Source organism: Octadecabacter ascidiaceicola (genome assembly GCF_900185015.1).
GTDB lineage: Bacteria > Pseudomonadota > Alphaproteobacteria > Rhodobacterales > Rhodobacteraceae > Octadecabacter > Octadecabacter ascidiaceicola.
In genome coordinates, this window is sequence record NZ_FXYD01000001.1 from 229776 (window position 1) to 248061 (window position 18286).

The 18286-nt window shown below is 54.1% G+C and carries 16 protein-coding genes and 1 pseudogene; 7 read left to right on the plus strand and 10 right to left on the minus strand.

The annotated features are described in order from the left end of the window. The first annotated feature begins 82 nt into the window (after positions 1–82). Positions 83–754 carry a 1-acyl-sn-glycerol-3-phosphate acyltransferase gene (locus OCA8868_RS01140; RefSeq protein ID WP_179214741.1) on the plus strand — a complete coding sequence of 224 codons (672 nt, stop codon included), beginning with the start codon at positions 83–85 and terminating at the stop codon, positions 752–754. A 119-nt stretch (positions 755–873) separates the two neighbouring features. After that, positions 874–1440 carry a hypothetical protein gene (locus OCA8868_RS01145; protein ID WP_093994722.1) on the plus strand — a complete coding sequence of 189 codons (567 nt, stop codon included), beginning with the start codon at positions 874–876 and terminating at the stop codon, positions 1438–1440. 104 nt (positions 1441–1544) lie between these two features. Here OCA8868_RS01145 and OCA8868_RS01150 read toward each other — a convergent pair whose 3' ends face one another. After that, the gene (locus tag OCA8868_RS01150; RefSeq protein WP_093994723.1) at positions 1545–2348 is read right to left on the minus strand and encodes a DUF4198 domain-containing protein; all 804 of its coding nucleotides are present in this window, start codon (positions 2346–2348) and stop codon (positions 1545–1547) included. Between OCA8868_RS01150 and OCA8868_RS01155 the strand changes: the two genes are divergently transcribed. From OCA8868_RS01155 to tsf, 3 genes are all read left to right on the plus strand, one after another. Then, on the plus strand, positions 2341–3693 hold the full coding sequence (locus OCA8868_RS01155; RefSeq protein WP_306456094.1) for a HupE/UreJ family protein: 1353 nt from the start codon (positions 2341–2343) through the stop codon (positions 3691–3693). The two genes, OCA8868_RS01150 and OCA8868_RS01155, sit on opposite strands and share 8 nt — an antisense overlap. A 176-nt stretch (positions 3694–3869) precedes the next feature. Beyond that, positions 3870–4649, plus strand: a complete 780-nt coding sequence (rpsB, locus tag OCA8868_RS01160) for a 30S ribosomal protein S2 (protein WP_093994725.1) — start codon at positions 3870–3872, stop codon at positions 4647–4649. A gap of 77 nt (positions 4650–4726) precedes the next feature. Continuing rightward, positions 4727–5599, plus strand: a complete 873-nt coding sequence (gene tsf / locus OCA8868_RS01165; protein ID WP_093994726.1) for a translation elongation factor Ts — start codon at positions 4727–4729, stop codon at positions 5597–5599. Positions 5600–5990: 391 nt separating this feature from the next. Here the strand turns inward: tsf and OCA8868_RS01170 are convergent, their stop codons facing one another. From OCA8868_RS01170 to katG, 8 genes and pseudogenes are all read right to left on the minus strand, one after another. Beyond that, complete coding sequence (locus tag OCA8868_RS01170) at positions 5991–6740, minus strand: autoinducer binding domain-containing protein (protein ID WP_093994727.1); 750 nt, start codon at positions 6738–6740, stop codon at positions 5991–5993. Between the two features lie 185 nt (positions 6741–6925). After that, a pseudogene (locus OCA8868_RS01175) lies at positions 6926–7362 on the minus strand (carboxymuconolactone decarboxylase family protein). Between the two features lie 97 nt (positions 7363–7459). Beyond that, the gene (locus OCA8868_RS01180; protein WP_093994728.1) at positions 7460–8650 is read right to left on the minus strand and encodes an ABC transporter substrate-binding protein; all 1191 of its coding nucleotides are present in this window, start codon (positions 8648–8650) and stop codon (positions 7460–7462) included. Further along, positions 8647–9747: a branched-chain amino acid ABC transporter permease gene (locus OCA8868_RS01185; RefSeq protein ID WP_093994729.1), complete on the minus strand. Its 1101-nt coding sequence runs from the start codon at positions 9745–9747 to the stop codon at positions 8647–8649. The genes OCA8868_RS01180 and OCA8868_RS01185 overlap by 4 nt, the downstream gene beginning before the upstream one ends. Continuing rightward, on the minus strand, positions 9747–10700 hold the full coding sequence (locus tag OCA8868_RS01190; RefSeq protein WP_093994730.1) for a branched-chain amino acid ABC transporter permease: 954 nt from the start codon (positions 10698–10700) through the stop codon (positions 9747–9749). The genes OCA8868_RS01185 and OCA8868_RS01190 overlap by 1 nt, the downstream gene beginning before the upstream one ends. A gap of 1 nt (position 10701) precedes the next feature. Continuing rightward, a complete protein-coding gene (locus OCA8868_RS01195; RefSeq protein WP_093994731.1) occupies positions 10702–11418 on the minus strand; it encodes an ABC transporter ATP-binding protein in 717 nt (238 codons plus the stop codon). Further along, positions 11415–12194, minus strand: a complete 780-nt coding sequence (locus tag OCA8868_RS01200; RefSeq protein ID WP_093995467.1) for an ABC transporter ATP-binding protein — start codon at positions 12192–12194, stop codon at positions 11415–11417. Before OCA8868_RS01200 ends, OCA8868_RS01195 begins: the two co-directional genes overlap by 4 nt. Positions 12195–12406: 212 nt before the next feature. Next, positions 12407–14590, minus strand: a complete 2184-nt coding sequence (gene katG / locus OCA8868_RS01205; RefSeq protein WP_093994732.1) for a catalase/peroxidase HPI — start codon at positions 14588–14590, stop codon at positions 12407–12409. Positions 14591–14685: 95 nt separating this feature from the next. Here katG and OCA8868_RS01210 point away from each other — a divergent pair, with 95 nt between their 5' ends. Beyond that, positions 14686–15582: a hydrogen peroxide-inducible genes activator gene (locus OCA8868_RS01210; protein ID WP_093994733.1), complete on the plus strand. Its 897-nt coding sequence runs from the start codon at positions 14686–14688 to the stop codon at positions 15580–15582. On the opposite strand, the gene OCA8868_RS01215 is transcribed toward OCA8868_RS01210, so the two are convergent. Continuing rightward, a complete protein-coding gene (locus OCA8868_RS01215; RefSeq protein WP_093994734.1) occupies positions 15579–16976 on the minus strand; it encodes an aspartate aminotransferase family protein in 1398 nt (465 codons plus the stop codon). The two genes, OCA8868_RS01210 and OCA8868_RS01215, sit on opposite strands and share 4 nt — an antisense overlap. A 196-nt stretch (positions 16977–17172) precedes the next feature. On the opposite strand from OCA8868_RS01215, the gene OCA8868_RS01220 reads away from it, so the two are divergent. Continuing rightward, the gene (locus OCA8868_RS01220; protein WP_093994735.1) at positions 17173–18261 is read left to right on the plus strand and encodes a polyamine ABC transporter substrate-binding protein; all 1089 of its coding nucleotides are present in this window, start codon (positions 17173–17175) and stop codon (positions 18259–18261) included. The last annotated feature ends 25 nt before the right edge of the window (positions 18262–18286 follow it).

An 18286-nucleotide genomic window follows, 5' to 3' on the forward strand; every position in this document is an offset into this window, starting at 1 on the left:
TTTCAGTATTTATGAACAATGTTCACATATGGATAGTGTTGAAACTTCCAATCGATTCATTCTTCTGCCAAGGTTAACCTGTATGATACGTTTTATTGATGCCACGCTCGGTAAATGGACGCGCCATTTCTTCTTTGTGATGCTGCGCACCTACTACGGGTTGTTTTACAATGTGAGCGCGTCCGGCAAGCATTTGTTGCAGGCCCAGCCGGGGACATTGATCTTGGCAACACACGTCAGCCGCCATGACGGCCCGCTGATTGCCACGACGCTATATTCCACAACCCGCGTGCGCCCGACGGTGCATTATGACGAATACCACAACTGGGCGCAGTGGTTTCCGATGTATGTGGCAGGGGCGGTGCCGATGAGTTCGCCCAAAGCGTGGCCCGAAGAAAAGCGCGCCCAGCGCAAGGTTGATACTCTGGCGAAAATTCACACGCTTTTGGGGGATGGAAACTCGATCCTGTTGTTTCCTGCGGGGCAGGTGCGTCGCCAACCGGAAGAGATTGTGAAACCCTATTTGTCTGGCGTGCATGAAATCCTGCGGGCCGAACCGGATACCCCAGTGATGCTGCTGCGTCTTGACGGGTTAGGGAAGTTCCAGCGCGCCACATATGATCTGTTCTGGAGCTTTCTGGGTCGCAAAAAGGGGCGTCGCCACGTCAGCCTTGATCTGCAACCGGTTGAGCTCGACGCAGATTTGGAGCTGGAGGCGTTTAACGCGGAGCTAGAGCGGCTATTGAACGGGTGACGGCTGGTCAGCCAGTGTCCGCTTTCGCGGGCTTTGCCGCCATTCAGCTACCTGCATCGAAGGTCCACTTCCGCGTTATATTTGTTGTTGCGGTGAACCAACTATTCTAACATTTAACAATGCAAGCATCCAATCAACCCGGTTTTTTCATCAATCTGAATTCACATTTATTGCTGGTTGTGGTCGCGACATTGATGTCCTCATGCTCCTCATTTGAGGCTCCGGTTTCGATCGTTTCTCCCTTGGTGTTAAACGCTTGCTCCGGCACCGAAGTTTATTCAGAAATCGAGTTTGATTTCGAAGAGAACTGGATGGATGAATATACATTTTGGGTCGAGGATTCTGCGGTTCTTGATGCGCCGGCAGAGATAGGCGGGTTACGATTTGGACGCGACAAAGATCAATCAGCAACGGTGAGAATGCTTGGTGGAAGCGGCTCATGTATATTTCAGGTTGAAACATTTTCCCTTCAAGCATCTTCAGTTCAGCTATACGTCGAGACCTTTGGAGGTTCCGGAGGCCCTGACCCATCTATTTCAATGGCTTTTGATCTGGTAAGAACGCCTGACTTTGAGTTGGATATATCGGAGTTAGTGTTTGTCGGACTTACCGTCCAAGAGGAGGGAAAGGGGGCAACATTCTACACGTTCGTCGTTGCTGGTGGTGAAATTCTCCCGGAGGAATGAATAAAGTCTGCAACGTTACTCCAGAAGAAAGCAGCCGTTCGTTTATTGTGCAGCTTTGGTTTGTTAGAGTTCAATGCGGTCGTTGAGTCATTTTCGACAGATCTTCATTCCGGCACACCAAACGTCAGCGCAGCCCACAGGGTTTCCCATTGAATGTCTGTGTCGCCGATCAGCTCTGGGTTGGGTTCGCGCAGGACCACGGCGTCCACTAGATAGCTGTGGCCCGCTTTGACGGGCAGGGTGGCGATTCCGTCTGCGTCTGTGCGGTGCAGTGTGATCTCAACGGTGCCGTCCGGTGCCTTTTCAAACAGTTCGACTTGGGCATCGGGGCGTAGATCGTCGAGGTAGTACAGCTGCACGCGTAGGCCGTTGCTGAGGTCATCGGTGTAGGGGTTGTCGAGTGCTACGAACTCAATCGCTAGTCCGGAGCGAAAGTCGCGCCCGATCGCATTGCCAACACCAATAAGGGTTTTCGCAAAGCGCCAGTAGCCTTCAGAAAAGCCGGTGCGGGGCAGGCCGCGGGCGTCGTGGATGGCTTCGATATCGGCGAAATCTTTGTGTTCCGCAAAGGCCAGAAACTTTTCCCATTCCGCATAGCTGATCGTGGAAATCCGCGACTGGTAGCTAATTACATTCAGCCCTTCAGCCAATGGTGCGATGTCCAGCGCGGGACGTGCACCGACGCGGTTTCGAATGTTGCTTTGGCGCATGCCAGCGGCCACCGAGAAACGTGCAAACCGCTGGGGTAAAAAAGCGAGCTGTGATCCCTCGAACTCTTGCCCATTGGTGAGCTCCCCTCTAATTGTGCCGTCGATATCTACTTGATATGCCAGCGGTTCGATCCAGAATTCGTGGGATTGAACGGGTAGGGCGGCAATGGCTGTAAGAAGGATGGCGAGAATGCGCATGGGAAACTCCGTTTGGGCTGTGGCTAAGGTGACAGTCACGCGGATAGTGTCAATGGCTGCTCTGCTCTGGATCACGCTGGCGTCATTCGCAAGCGCCCACGAGGTCTTTCCGACCATTGGCGATATGGAAGTCGTTGGCGACCAGATCACGTTCAGCCTTGAAGGGAACTTTGAAAGCATCGTTGCTGGTATCGATCTGGACGGTTTGGAAGACACCGAAGCCGCACCTGAGGCAGACGTTTATGACAGCCTGCGTGCGCTTGAGCCTGATGCCTTTGGCGCTGAGATGGAGGCCTATTGGCCGACGATGGCGCAAGAAATTACGGTTCTGGCTGATGGTGAACCTGTTGAGCTGTCGCTAACGTCTTTTGATGTGCCAACCGTTGGCAACGTCGAGGTCGTGCGCCAGTCTACATTGGTGTTCCAAGGCACGCTTCCAAGCGGCGCGGAAGGTATGCAGATTGAATGGCCGTCTGAGTACGGAACGCTCGTGCTGCGCCAGATGGGGGTTGAGGCTGGCTGGGATGGAATTTTGTCCGGTGGTGGTTTGACGGATCCTGTGTCGCTCAGCGGTGGTGGTGAAATGTCCGGTGGCGAGGCGTTCGTTCGCTTTATCCCTGTTGGTGTTGAACACATTGTTCCACTTGGGTTGGACCATATTTTATTTGTGCTGGGCCTGTTCTTTTTGTCCGTCAAAATGCGCCCGCTGCTGTGGCAGGTGACGGCGTTTACGGCGGCGCACACGGTGACGCTGGCACTGGCGACGATGGGGGTCGTGAACATTCCAGATGAATACATGTGGATCGTTGAAAGCATCATCGCGGCGTCCATTGTTTATGTCGCGGTCGAGAACATCTTTACCGATGGTCTGAACCCTTGGCGGCCTGCAATAATCTTCTGTTTCGGTTTGTTGCACGGGCTGGGATTCGCGTCGGTTCTTACGGCCTATGGCCTGCCGGATGGTGCCGTTCTGCCCGCGTTGCTGGGCTTTAACATCGGTGTCGAACTGGGCCAGCTGCTGTGCATTGCGATTGCATTTATCATCGTGGTCACCGCGATCCGCCTGTCTGAGGACGGCAAGACCAACAAAACCGCTGCATGGGTCTATATGGCAATCGCAATTCTGGTTGTGCCTTTGGCCATCATTCCTGTGTCCGCAATGGGACCAGAAGCGGTGGAGGCTTATTTGCCACTGTTGTTCATGGTTGCGGCTTTGTCCGGTCTGTGTGCGGCGTCTTGTGCGGTGGAACGGTTCGAAAGCTACCGACACATGGTCACAATGCCAGCCAGCATCGGGATCGCCCTGATCGGTGCGTATTGGGTCGTTGAACGGGTCTTCCTGTAAACTTGTTTGGGCCCGCAGGATAAGGGCTTGCGCCACCTTAAAACCCGTTCTATACGGCGCTCACTAAATCCCCAGACGGGGGCGGGTGAATTGGGGAGAAATCCCAAGGCATCCACCGGTTGACCAAAAGGTTGATACCCCCGTCCAAGGCTAATGAAACCGGAAAGGAAACGACCATGGCTCTTCCAGAGTTTACCATGCGCCAACTGCTTGAAGCAGGCGTACACTTCGGCCACCAGAAGCAACGCTGGAACCCGAAGATGCAAGAATTCATCTACGGCGCCCGCAACGGCATCCACATCATGGACCTTACACAGACGCTTCCAATGTTGGATGCGGCTCTTGATATCGTTCAGAAAACTGTCGCTAAAGGCGGCCGCGTTTTGTTCGTTGGTACCAAGCGTCAGGCGCAGGCTCCGATTAAAGAAGCTGCTGAGAAATCCGCGCAGTTCTACATGAACCACCGTTGGTTGGGTGGCACACTCACCAACTGGCAGACTGTTTCCAAGTCTATCCAGCGCTTGAAGGCGATCGACGAAGCATCCGAGCGTGGCTTTGAAGGCCTGACCAAGAAAGAACGTCTTGGCATGGAGCGTGAGCAGGGCAAACTCGAAGCATCCCTTGGCGGTATCCGCGAAATGGGCGGCGTTCCTGACCTGTTGTTCGTCATCGACGTCAACAAAGAAGACCTGGCCATCGCTGAAGCCAACAAGCTGGGCATCCCAGTTGTAGCTGTTGTCGACACCAACTGTTCCCCAGCTGGCATCGACTACATCATCCCGGGCAACGACGACGCGGCCCGCGCGATTGCACTTTACACAGACCTCGCTGCACGCGCGGCTCTGGACGGCATGACAACACAGATGGGTGCCGCTGGTATCGACATCGGTGAGATGGAAGCCTCTGTTGAGGAAGAAATCGCCGCAGCAGACGCTGAAGCACCTGCTGCCGAATAAGGCCGCAAGCGCGACACGAATTTGGGTGCGGGGATAGCCTCGCGCCCACTTCAATCACATTCCAAAGGAGACCAAAGATGGCGATTACAGCTGCATTGGTAAAAGAACTGCGTGACTCCACAGGCGCGGGCATGATGGACGCTAAGAAAGCGTTGACAGAAACAAACGGCGACATGGAAGCTGCGGTCGATTGGCTGCGCACCAAGGGTCTTGCAAAAGCTGCTAAGAAATCCGGCCGTACGGCTGCTGAGGGCCTCGTGGCTGTTGCTGTTAAAGACGGCAAAGGCATCGCGGTTGAAGTGAACTCTGAAACTGACTTCGTTGGTAAAAACGCTGACTTCCAGAAAATGGTTTCCGGCATCGCTGGCGTTGCGCTGTCCGTTGACGATGTTGACGCGTTGAAAGCAGCTGACATGGACGGCAAGTCCGTTGAGCAAACTGTGACTGACGCTGTTGCGATCATCGGTGAGAACATGTCCGTACGTCGCATGGCAACACTCGGCGGCGACACAGTCGTTTCCTACGTTCACAACGCGGCTGCACCTGGCATGGGTAAAATCGGCGTTCTGGTTGCAATGACTGGTGGCGACGAAGCCCTTGGCAAGCAGGTTGCGATGCACATCGCGGCTGTAAACCCAGCAGCACTTTCCGAAGCAGACATGGATGCGTCCATCGTTGAAAAGGAAAAGCAGGTCCAGATGGATATCGCACGTGAATCTGGTAAGCCAGAAGCTGTGATCGAAAAGATGATCGTTGGCCGTATGAAGAAGTTCGTTGCTGAAGCAACTCTTCTGAACCAAGCCTTCGTTGTGAACCCAGACCTGACTGTTGGGCAGGCGGCTACTGAAGCTGGCGCGACCATCACAGGGTTTGCACGTTTGGAAGTTGGCGAAGGCATCGAAGTCGAAAAAGAAGACTTCGCGGCTGAAGTTGCCAAAATGAATGGCTAATTTAGAACATTAAGTTCTGTATTTAAGTTATTGAAAGACCGTCCTTTTTGGGCGGTCTTTTGCGTTTTGACGGTATTGGCGGCCTTGCAATGGGAGATCGCAAGGCCGCGCTGACGTGCATCACAGGGATAAGAAAAACAATACACGACTACTCAGGGTGCTGGCCCTTTTGGGCTTAGCCCAAACGGACCAGCGTCCGGTTTCCCGGTGTGGCTAAGCTTGCCTTGAAATCCCAAGGGGTCGAAACCACTGTTCCCAGGCCTAAGGCCACCACTCACGGAACAACCTTAGAGTTGCATTTACGTTAGGGAAACTACAGTACGGGATTCCTTACCGACGCATAATCGCAGGAAATAAAGGGGAAAAATTGCTCAAATCGCGCAGAATTGCCTTAGGCCGCTTCGGACTCGATCACGAACATCTGGTTATAAAATGCAGCCTTTAGAACGGCTTGCGCTGTGGTTTCCACATCCAAAGCTTCGCGCGCCAGTCGAAGGTGCTTCTCAATCGTCGCCGCTGTAAGCTCCAACAAGATGGCGATGTCTTGCGTTGTTTTGCCATCGCCAACCCACTGAAGAACCTCGCGCTGTCGCTTTGTCAGCTGACGTTGGGAATAGGGCAGGGTTTGGATTTTCAGGTGCATCACGTTGTTTATCATCGTGATTTCGTCGCCATGCTCCGCCCAAATCTCTTCAACGTCGTCTTGTGTCATGCCGACCTTTGCCGTTAACGCCGTTGCGCCCTTGGTGCGCTCTGTAACACTTAGAAAGCTAACCGTGTAGCCTGCGGTGACGTTCTGGCCGACGTTGAAGGCCATAACAGCTTGCTCAGAGGCACTGAGCTCAACCTGACGCATCCAATTCCAAGAGCACGCACCAGTATTGGCGAGCGCCCAGCGGATCATCGGGGCGTGATAGAGGTGACCTTTGCCAAGGAATTCTTCCATGTAGCTGTCACCGTGATTGGTGAGCAGAACCCAGTCTTGCGGATCACCAAGCGAGTGCCCACTGCGGTAACGCGTGAAGCCGTAGATGATACGATCAAAGCCGTAAGAGGCCATTCTGTTCGAATGCAACGCCCAGAGCGCCTCGACGGTTGGGGCGTTGGTTAAGGCATTCAAGTATGTGACGAGTTCTGACATTCCTAATGGGTATCACTGTTTAAGCGCCGCGCGAAGTATTTTTGAACCTTTGGTCTATTGTAGTGAAGGTGGTGTTAGCCGTGCTCGGTATCTATTTGAATTTAAACCTCAATACATATTTTACATAATACTGATTATGAGAAAAGGGTATTGGAATTTACGGGGCCAGAAGATAACCCACCCCACTAGCTGTGGTTCCAGTCATCCGGACTATCTGAATTGTTTAGCGACAACCCGATGATGTCGCCCTGTGTTGAGCACCCAAGCCCGAGAACCGTACGTCTGGTGTACGGGCATCGATTGCAGTGCGGATCGCATCAGAGCGTGCATCGTCTGCGAGCAACCGTTTCATTCCGGCGAAATGGTGATCGACGCAGTAGCCGCAGTCGTTCAATGAGCTGATCCAGACGCCAAGTACTTCGAGAAACCATTTCGGGATCGTATTGCCGGAATGATGAAGCACATATTTGTAGATCGCAATATTCCCTTCCATCGAATGTGGGCGCAACGAGTGCTTCATCATGATGTTGTCGACGTTGTTGTCGAGACCCTTAGCGCGGTCATAAAGCGTTTTGAGCTTACCAGTGGCGTCATCGTAAGGAATGGTTTCGATCCAAGGAATATCGTTTCCTTTGATGGGGTCTGATCACCCTACCCTGATACGAAAAATGCCGGAACCCAAGGGTCCCGGCATCTTATTCTTAGCTAAGCAGTTTTGCTTATTGGATCAGTTCAGCAGCCCAAGCGCCGTCTACAACTGTCGACTTGGAGAAGTTGCCAGCAACGTCACCGTTTTCGTCGAAGTCTTGGTTGCCTGCGCCACCTTCGTAGTTGATGTCGCCACCAGCTGCGAGGATCGCTTTAGCTTCAGCCCACTGACCTGGCAAGATGATTTCACCTGGTGCAGAGGAAATCGCGCGCAAGGAAGCCGCGATTGCTTCACGGTCTGCGGAACCAGCGTGCTCAATTGCGAGCGCCATCATGAATGTCGCGTCATAGGAGTTTGGCACGAACGGGTCAGATGCTGGAACTTCAGCTGCGTCAGCGATTGCCTGCCAAGCTGCGTATGCAGGTGTGCTGCTATCAGACGCCGCAGTTGTGAACGTAGTTGTTCCAAGGTTTTCAGCACCGATCTGCTCAATCACTTCGTCTGACAGCATGCCGTCAGCGCCGATGAAGTTCGTGAACGCACCAGTTTCGAGCGCGTTACGCATCAATGTGATGCCGCCGGAACCGTAGTATGAGAACAACGCGAGGTTTTCAGAAGACGCACCGATTGTCGCGACTTCAGAACGGTAAGATGCTTTGTTTGGCTCGTGTGCTTCATTCGCAGTCACGGTGCCGCCCATGCCTTCGTATGCTTCAACGAAAACAGCAGCGATTGCCGCGTTGTAGTCGTCGTTTGCGTAGGAAACAGCCAGCTCGGTCATGCCCTGTGCTATCGCGAGTTCTGCCAGTGCAACACCTTGGTATGCGTCAGAAGCAGTTGCACGGAACACGAGGTCAGTGCCGTCTTCCATTGTTGTGATCGCTGGCGAGGACGCGGAAACAGAAAGCGTTACAACACCTGCTGGGATGGATACGGACTCAGCTTGCGCGATTGCAGCACCGGAACAAACTGGGCCAACGATTGCGGATACGCCGTTTACGTTGATCAGCTTTGTTACCGCATCAACAGCAGCGACTGGGTCACATGCGGAGTCAGCACGCACAACGTTGAACGCTTGGCCGTCAGCGAACATGCCGCCTTGGTCGTTGATGTTCTGCGCAGCTAGGTCAACAGCAGCAGCCATTGGTGCAACCAGATCAGGAATCGGGCCAGTCATACCCATTGGGTTGCCGATGTTTACATCAGCCATTGCGGTTGTTGCGAGAAGTGTCGCAGCTGTCGCGAAAGTCATAGTTTTCATTTGGTTTCTCCCGTTAAACCCGCGTCGTTGTTGTCTGCCTTTGGTGATGCGGGTCTCACCTCTGGTAGTATCCCTTCAGGATAGCGCTGCAAGATAACTTGCATCAAGATGCCAATCAGCATCATACGCAAGAACCCTGCCCGTGTCTGCAAGAAGCTTGGATCAAGCGTCGAGAAGATATTTGAAATCAGCCCGATAGAGCCGGTGATGACCAGTTCAGATGCAGACCAGATGGTCCAGATCAGGAACGCACCAAGGATCGCACCACGGTTGTTACCAGAGCCACCGAGGATCAACATGACCCATGTCAAGAACGTGACTTTTGCTGGGTCAAAAGTGTTGGTTGGTTCAATCAATCGCAGGTGTTGTGCGAACAACGCCCCTGCCAAACCCATGATCGCGGCACCAATAACAAATGCTTCAATACGGCGGCGTGTGACGTCTTTGCCGGATGCACGTGCCGCTGGCTCGTTTTCGCGGATCGCGGTCATCATGCGGCCCCAAGGGGCTGTGCGTGCGCGTTCCAGCATGCGGTAGATAATGTACACGATCAAAAGGATCGTCGCGGCAAACAATGGCTGCCAGTACCAGTTCGGCAGCTTGTCAAAGAAGGCTTCCCAGTTTTCTGATGTTCCGAACCAGCTCATCGGCCAGCTGGAATAGAAACGTTCTTCGCTGAAGTGTTCCCAAAAACGCGGGATCTTGTTTACGCCGCGCGGGCCGTTGGTGATCTCGGTTTCGTTTTTCAGAACCAGCTTGATGATCTCGGCGATACCGATTGTGGCAATCGCCAGATAGTCCGCGCGTAGACGAATACAAATCAAGCCGATGAAGGCCGCGACGATGGCGGACATGATCATGCCCACAAACATCCCAAGCGGCAGCGGCAGACCAAACCCACCCAAGTGGAACGTGGACTCAGCCGTCGTCAGCAGCGCGTAAGTGTAGGCACCAACAGCCGCAAAGCCGACGATACCGACGTTAAACAGCCCTGCGAAGCCCCACTGGACGTTCAGCCCAAGCGCGAAGATCGCGTAGATGCCACCAACCGTCAGGAGCGACAGAAGATAGAGGAAATATCCAACATAAGCTTCCATTAGAACGACCTCCCCTTGAACAGCCCTTGCGGACGTACGATCAGCATGACGACCATGATTGCGAACGCGACGCCGGTTTTATAGCCCGGTGATAGAAGCGGTGTGTCGCCGATCCACGGATAGGCGCTCAATTCTTCTGCGAGGCCGATAATCAAACCACCAGCAACCGCACCGTATGGTTTGCCGATCCCGCCAAGAATGGCAGCGGCGAACATAGGCAGCAGCATTCTGAAGCCCATCGTTGTCTCAAGCATTTGGGTGTCCATTACGAGGAAAACACCGGCAGCCGCGGCGCAAATACCGCCAACGATCCACGTCGCGCGAATGACTTTATCAACGTTGATCCCGGTGACGTGCGCCAGATCCGGGCTGTCAGACACAGCACGCATAGCTTTGCCGATACGTGTGCGGTTCAACAAATAGCCGAGTGCAACGACGAGGATGATTGTCCCTGCGAAGATGAACAAGTGCTTGTTTGGCATGAGGATTTGCAGCCCCATGTTTGAGGTGATCTCGCTTAGGGTGGCGTTAGGTTTGGCAATGCCGCGCACGAATGTGATCTGGTTTGGACCCCAGATGACCTGCACAGCCGAGCGAATGATCAGCATCATACCAAAAGACGCCATGACGACCTTGATCGTCTCTGCTTTGCGAAATGGCTTATAGAAGAAGCGGTCTGTCGCGAGGAATATCAAAATAACGAGGGCGGCGGCAGGTACCATCGCGATCAGCGGATGAAGTGCCCAGTCCGAAAAGCCAAAGTAGGCCCCAAGAGCAGTAAACGCCGCCATCACGGTCCACGTCAGGTACGCACCCGACATCATGATTTCGCCGTGGGCGAAGTTGGAAAAGCGCAAAATGCCGAATGTCAGCGTGATGCCGATCGCGCCGAGCGCATAGATGCAGCCCAGAACAAGACCGGGGATGAAATAGTAGTTTACGAATTCCCACATATCAGTGACCCCCGCCCAAGAACATGCGTGCAATTTCAGGATCAGCGGCAAGCCCTGCCCCCGTCCCTGTGTGACGGTTCGCACCGTCCACCAGCACATAGCCACGATCAGACACGCCAAGCGCTTGCTTGGCGTTCTGCTCAACAATCAGGATCGGCACGCCGGTTTCCTTGATTTTTTGAATGGTCCCGAAAATTTCACCACGGTATTTGGGCGATAGCCCAGCCGTTGGTTCATCCAGCAGCAAAATCTTGGCATCCACCATCAGTGCCTTGGCCATCGCGACCATCTGGCGTTGGCCACCAGACAGCGACCCCGCCGCCTGATTGCGCTTTTCGGCTAGGTCGGGAAACAGCACGTACATTTCTTCCAGACGTTCCTCGACACCGGTTGGCCGCGTCCACGCGCCCATCTCGAGGTTTTCTTTTACGCTGAGGTTCACAAACACGTTGTTGGTTTGCGGCACGTAGGAAATGCCCTTTTCGATGACTTTTTGCGCGGGTGTGTCGGTGATGTTTTCACCGTTCAGCTCAACCGTGCCTTCAGAGATGTTCAAAAGCCCTAGCACGGATTTCATCGCGGTGGATTTACCAGCACCGTTCGGGCCGATGATAGCGACGATCTCGTTCGGGTTCACGAACATCGACAGATCATGAAGAATTTCGGTTTGGCCGTAGCCAGCCTTGAGGTTATTTAGCGACAATACAGGCTGGGTCATACGACTTCTCCGCCGAAATAGGCGTCAATGACGCGCTCGTCGTTGCGCACTTCGTCCATGGTACCTTCCATCAGAACTTGGCCCTCTGCCAACACGACGACTTTGCCGCACAGCCGCGCAATCATGTCCATGTCGTGTTCGATAATGCAGAAGGTGTAGCCGCGTTCTTCGTTCAATTGTTCAATCATTTCAGCAACTTTGCGCATCAATGTGGGGTTCACCCCTGCCCCGGGCTCATCCAAAAGAACGACTTTGGAGTCGTTCATCATGGTGCGCCCGATTTCCAGCAGCTTCTTTTGACCACCAGACAGATTGCCCGCCAGTTCTTCACCAACATGGGTCAATCCAAGGAACTCCAGCGTATCGCGGGCCAGTTCAATCACTTCGGCTTCGCGCTTTTTCACGCGACCATTGGTAAACCAGCTGGACCAGATGCTTTCGCCCGTTTGATCAGGCGCTGCGACCATCAGGTTTTCAAGCGACGTCATACGGGCATATTCGTGCGACAGCTGGAATGTGCGCATCAGGCCTTTGTGGTACAGCACATCTGTGCGCTGCCCTGTTACGTCTTCGCCCAAAAGGGTGATCTTGCCAGATGATGGCGGCAATTCACCGGCGATCATGTTGAATGTTGTGGTTTTACCAGCGCCGTTCGGACCGATCAGCCCGACGATTGCGCCTTTGTCGACGTGGAAATCCACGCCGCGCACGGCATGTAAACCACCGAAATTCTTTGCCAACCCAGCTACGCTGAGGACAACCTCACTTGCAGACATCCGCACCCTCTCCCAAAAGTCGCGTGTGCTTTGAAGTTTTCGGTAGATGCGCGTGCGCACACCGTGCTTGTCCATCAAAGCGGCTGGGAAAGTGCTAACCTGCAGCAAATTGGTTGTCCACGGCGAACTGAAGTCGTTTCGACTGCGTTTCGCCGCGTCACAACACAAAACGACGCCCCAGAGGGGGCGTCGCTGTCATTTTGGTTCTTAAATTAGTGCAGATCGAAGCGATCAAGTTCCATCACCTTAACCCATGCTGCCACGAAGTCGTTGACGAACTTATCACCCGCATCCGAACTCGCATAAACTTCAGCCAATGAACGCAGGATTGAGTTGGACCCAAACACAAGGTCAACAGTTGTTGCTGTCCATTTCACATCACCACCGCTACGTGCGCGGCCTTCCATGATGTCGCCGTTCTCAGTCCAGACCGTGTCCATATCGAGCAGGTTGGTGAAGAATGACTGATCCAGCGTCCCTAGGTTGTCCGTCAGAACACCGTGCTTTGAACCACCTGTGTTTGCGCCGATCACACGAAGGCCACCAATCAGAACGGTCATCTCAGGCGCTGTCAGTGTCAGAAGTTGCGCACGATTGACAAGATGTTCCGCAGCAGAACGGGACGCGCCTGCTTTGATGTAGTTACGGAAACCGTCGGCCTTAGGTTCAAGCCATGCGTAGCTTTCAACGTCTGTATCGTCTTGGCTGGCATCCGTGCGGCCCGCGTTGAATGGTACGGTGATATCCTTACCAGCCGCTTTTGCCGCCATCTCAACACCAACAGAGCCCGCAAGAACAATGGTGTCGGCCAAGGAAACAGGTTTGCCGAACGCAGAGCGGACGTCGTCCAGTTTCGCAAGGACAGTAGCCAGCGCCTTCGGGTCGTTCACTTCCCAATCTTTGGCAGGGTTCAAACGAACACGCGCACCATTGGCACCGCCACGTTTGTCAGAGCCGCGGAAGGACGCTGCAGATGCCCAAGCCGTGGATACCATTTCAGCCGCGCTGAGGCCGGACGCCGCAATTGCTGCCTTAAGCGCATCAACGTCAGCCCCTTCGATCAATGCGTGATCCACCGCAGGTACTGGGTCCTGCCAGCTTTCAGCTGTTGAAGGCACGTATTTACCAAGTCCAAGCTCATACGGGCCCATGTCACGGTGTGTCAGCTTGTACCACGCCTTCGCGAACGCCTTGGCGAACTTGTCAGGGTTAGCGTGGAAGTCGCGGCTGATTTTTTCGTAAGCCGGATCCATGCGCATCGCCATGTCTGCGGTCGTCATCATCAGCGGAACTGAACCGTTGCCGTCAACCTGTGGCGCCTGATGTGCGCCATCAGTCTTAGGTGTCCACTGGTTTGCACCTGCCGGGGATTTTGTCAGTTCCCATTCGTAGTCAAACAGAACATCAAAATAGCTATTGTCCCACGTGGTTGGCGTTGGCGTCCACGGGCCTTCGATGCCGGATGTGATTGTATCAACACCTTTGCCGGACCCGAATGAGCTGGTCCAACCAAGGCCCATTTCGATCAGCGTTGCGCCTTCTGGTTCCGCACCGACGTGCGCATCTGGATCAGCCGCACCATGTGCTTTGCCGAAGGTGTGGCCACCAGCAACCAGCGCAACGGTTTCCTCGTCGTTCATCGCCATTTTGGCGAATGTTTCCCGAACGTCATTGGCGGAAAGAAGCGGGTCAGGGTTGCCCATTGGCCCTTCCGGGTTGACGTAGATCAGACCCATCTGCACAGCACCGAGTTCACCAATTAACTCGCGATTGTCTTGCATGTAGCGCTCGGAATCATCGCCAAGCCATTCGGTTTCAGGGCCCCAATAGATGTCTTCCTCTGGCTCCCAGATGTCCGCGCGACCACCGGCAAATCCGTGTGTTTCAAAGCCCATGCTTTCCAGCGCTACGTTGCCTGTCAGGATCATCAAGTCAGCCCAGCTAAGTGCCGCCCCGTATTTTGCTTTGATTGGCCACAGCAAACGGCGCGCTTTATCTAGGTTGCCGTTATCAGGCCATGAGTTCAGAGGCGCGAAACGCTGGCTGCCAGACCCTGCCCCGCCTCGGCCATCGCCAACACGATAGGTGCCAGCAGAGTGCCAGGCCATACGAATAAAGAACGGACCGTAGTGACCGTAATCTGCAGGCCACCAGTCTTGGCTGTCTGTCATCAACGCCGTGAGGTCAGCAATAACCGCATCCAGATCAAGCGTTTTAAACGCCTCCGCGTAATCAAACGCGCCGCCCATCGGGTTGCCCTGTGGGCCGTTTTGGCTAAGCGGCTTCAAGTTCAGTGAGTTCGGCCACCAGCCATTGTTGGCGATAGAACCAGTCTCTTGTGAGCTGCCGTGATCGAATGGGCATTTGCCGCCTGTGTCTTTGGGTGAACCGTCCATTGGGGAATCTCCTGTTGCTGAATTTAGAACAACTCTAACCAGCAGTGCTGATTAGTTTAAGTGGTATTTTCTGATAGGTTTGATAAGCAGATCTTATGATGAACCTGACCCTTAAACAGCTTCGATATTTTGAGGCGTTGATCCACCATAAACACTTTGGCCATGCGGCCGACGCGAGTGGGATTTCACAGCCCGCCTTGTCCATGCAAATCAAAGAGATGGAGGAAAGCCTTGGAGTGCCGCTGTTTGAACGTGCGGCCCGCCAAGTCCGTCTGACGCGCTTTGGCGAAGACCTCGCGCCGCGGGTGCGCGATATCTTGCGCAGTGTTGGCGAGGTGGAAGACATGGCCCGCCTCGCGCAGCACACGATGTCGGGGCGTTTGCGTATTGGTGTGATCCCGACGATTGCGCCTTATCTATTGCCCAGTTTTATAGGCCATCTAAAACAAGAACACCCGACGCTGGATGTTCACATTCGTGAAACGCTGACGCCGCGCCTGATTACAGAGCTTGCAGAAGGGAAGATCGACACAGCGATTGTTGCTTTACCCGTGTCTGAACCCGCGTTTGAAGAAGTGACAATCTTTGAGGAAGATTTTGTTCTCGTGCGCCCTGAAAGCGATGCCATGCGTCCGGTGCCCAGTGCGGCGGACCTGCAGCTCATGAAGCTTTTGCTGCTGGAAGAAGGTCATTGCTTTCGCGATCAGGCGCTTTCGTTTTGCAATATTCGCTCGGCCTTGCCGCGCGATGGATTGGACGGATCGTCCCTTACAACGTTGGTTCAACTGGTGGCCGCGGGGCTGGGTGTCACGTTGATCCCGCAAATGGCGATGTCTGTTGAAACACATTCGGCGGCGGTGTCCGTGGCGCAGTTTCCCGAACCACGACCGAAACGTAAAATTGGCATGATCTGGCGGAAGACATCCCCGTTGACGGATCAGTTTCACCAACTCGCGCGAATAGTAGAAATCGCCGCCAACGGGATGCACTAGCCGGCTTTGTACAAACCCTCGGCTTTGATCTGCTCCAACGTTTCATCAAGTGACAGGAGCGCGCGTTCAATAAGCGTATCAATTTCGGCCTTGGTGATAACCAGCGGCGGTGAAATCACCATGCGGTCCCCGACGTGGCGCATTACAAGGCCATTGGCAAAGCATCGCGTGCGGCAGGCCAGTCCAACAGTACCAGCGTCAGCTGCAAACTTTGCGCGGCTTTCTTTATGCGGCGTCAGCGCGATTGAGCCCATCATCCCGACGATCTTGGCTTCCCCCACAAGCGGATGCGCGGTCAGGGATTCCCATTTCGCTTTCAAATATGGGCCGGTGTCTTGCGCGACATTTTCCACGATCTTTTCTTCCTGCATGATACGCAGGTTTTCTAAGGCGACGGCACAAGCGACCGGATGGCCGGAGTAGGTATATCCGTGGTTAAAATCACCCGCCTGCGCGATGGTCTCGGCAACGTCATCACAGACCAAAGAGCCACCAATCGGCGCGTAACCGGATGACAACCCCTTAGCAATCGCCATGATATGCGGGCGTATGCCGTAATAATCCGTGCCGAACCAATGGCCCGTACGTCCAAAGCCACAAATGACCTCATCCGCGATCAGCAAGATGCCGTGTTCGTCGCAAATGCGTTGGATTTCTGGCCAATAGGTAGATGGCGGGATGATCACGCCCCCTGCCCCTTGGACGGGTTCCGCGATAAAGGCGCCAACGCGATCTGCACCTAGTTCAAGGATCGCAGCCTCAAGCTGGCGCGCGCGTTCTAGGCCGAATTCCTCAGGTGTTTTGTCGCCACCCTCAGACCACCAGTCAGGCTGATCAATGTGGTGAATGCCCGGAATGACCGGAACGCCCTGATTTTGCATGCCGGACATGCCACCTAGCGAGCCCCCACCAAGCGTAGAGCCGTGATAGGCATTCTTGCGGCTGATGATGATGTTCTTGTTTGGCTGGCCCTTGATCGCCCAGTAGTGGCGCACAAGGCGGATGTTGGTGTCATTGGCCTCAGACCCAGAGCCTGCGTAAAACACGTGGTTCAGATCGTTTGGTGCAAGTTCAGCCAGTTTCGCAGACAGCGCGATAACGGGCACGTGGCTCGTCTGGAAGAACGTGTTGTAATACGGCAGTTCCTTCATCTGGCGCGCGGCAGCATCAGCCAGCTCATGGCGTCCATACCCAATATTCACGCACCACAGACCCGCCATCGCATCCAGAATCTGATGCCCTTCGCTGTCCGTCAGCGTCACGCCATTTGCACCGGTAATGATACGTGCGCCTGTCTTTGCCAGCTCAGCACCAGCGGTAAACGGATGCATGTGGTGCGCGGTGTCTAGCGCTTGCAGTTCGGCGGTCGGCATGTGGTTTGAGATCACGTTCATTGAGGTGTCCTGTGGATTGGTCCTTGCGCGGCCTTTGCGCGTTCTCCAGCACACTATGCCGAACATCGGGCAAGTCAATTACCCCTGTTTTCCATACAGCACACTTTCGCAACACCATATTGCCAAACCAGAAACCGCTAACCATAGTGTTCGTCAGAGACGGGGTAACCCCGCTAAGAAACGACAGGGAAATCACATGAAAAACGTTAAACTACTTTCCGGTATTGCGGCTGTTGCACTTGTGGCAGGAATGGCTACTGCTGAAGAAGTGCGGGTCTATAACTGGTCCGATTATATCGATGAAGACTTGCTGACACAGTTCGAAGAAGAAACCGGCATCGATCTGATCTATGACGTGTTTGATTCCAACGAAGTTCTTGAAACAAAGATGCTTTCTGGTGGTTCAGGCTATGACGTTGTGGTGCCAAGCTCGACCTTCTTGCAGCGCCAGATCTCTGCAGGCGCGTTCCAACCACTTGACGTTGCACAGCTGCCAAACCACGGCAACCTTTGGGGCGTAATTCAAGAACGCACAGATCAATACGATCCAGATGGTGCCTATTCCGTTAACTATATGTGGGGCACCACAGGTATCGGCTATAACATTGGTAAAGTTACCGAAGTCTTGGGCGAAGATGCCCCGTTTGACAATTGGGACCTCGTCTTTGATCCGGCCAACATGGAAAAACTCGCTGAATGTGGCGTGTATTTCCTCGATGCGCCGTCTGAAATGATTCCGGCTGCGTTGAACTATATTGGCGAAGACCCAGACAGCCACGATCCGGAAGTGATCGCAAAGGCCGAAGACGTATTTGCCGCCGTGCGCCCCTACATTCAAAAGTTCCACAGCTCTGAATACATTAACGCACTGGCCAACGGTGATATCTGCGTCGCAGTGGGTTGGTCTGGTGATGTTTTCCTTGCGCAACTTCGCGCGGCCGAGGCTGAAAACGGACACGAGATCGATTACTCGATTCCAACACAAGGTGCGCAGATGTGGTTTGACCAAATGGCGATCCCGACCGACGCGCCAAACCCTGAAGCGGCCCACACGTTCATCAACTTCATCCTTGATGCTCAGAATGCCGCAGCGGCCACCAACTATGTTTGGTATGCCAGCGGCAACGAAGCCGCACAGGAATTCATTGATCCTGAAATCCTTGGCTACCCTGCCGTCTATCCAGATGAAGCGACCTTGGCCAATCTGTACACAACGCGCCCCTATGATGCGCGTGTGCAGCGTGTTGTTACACGCCTCTGGACAACGATTAAGTCCGGCCAGTAAGTGATTGAACCCTCGCGCTTTTTCT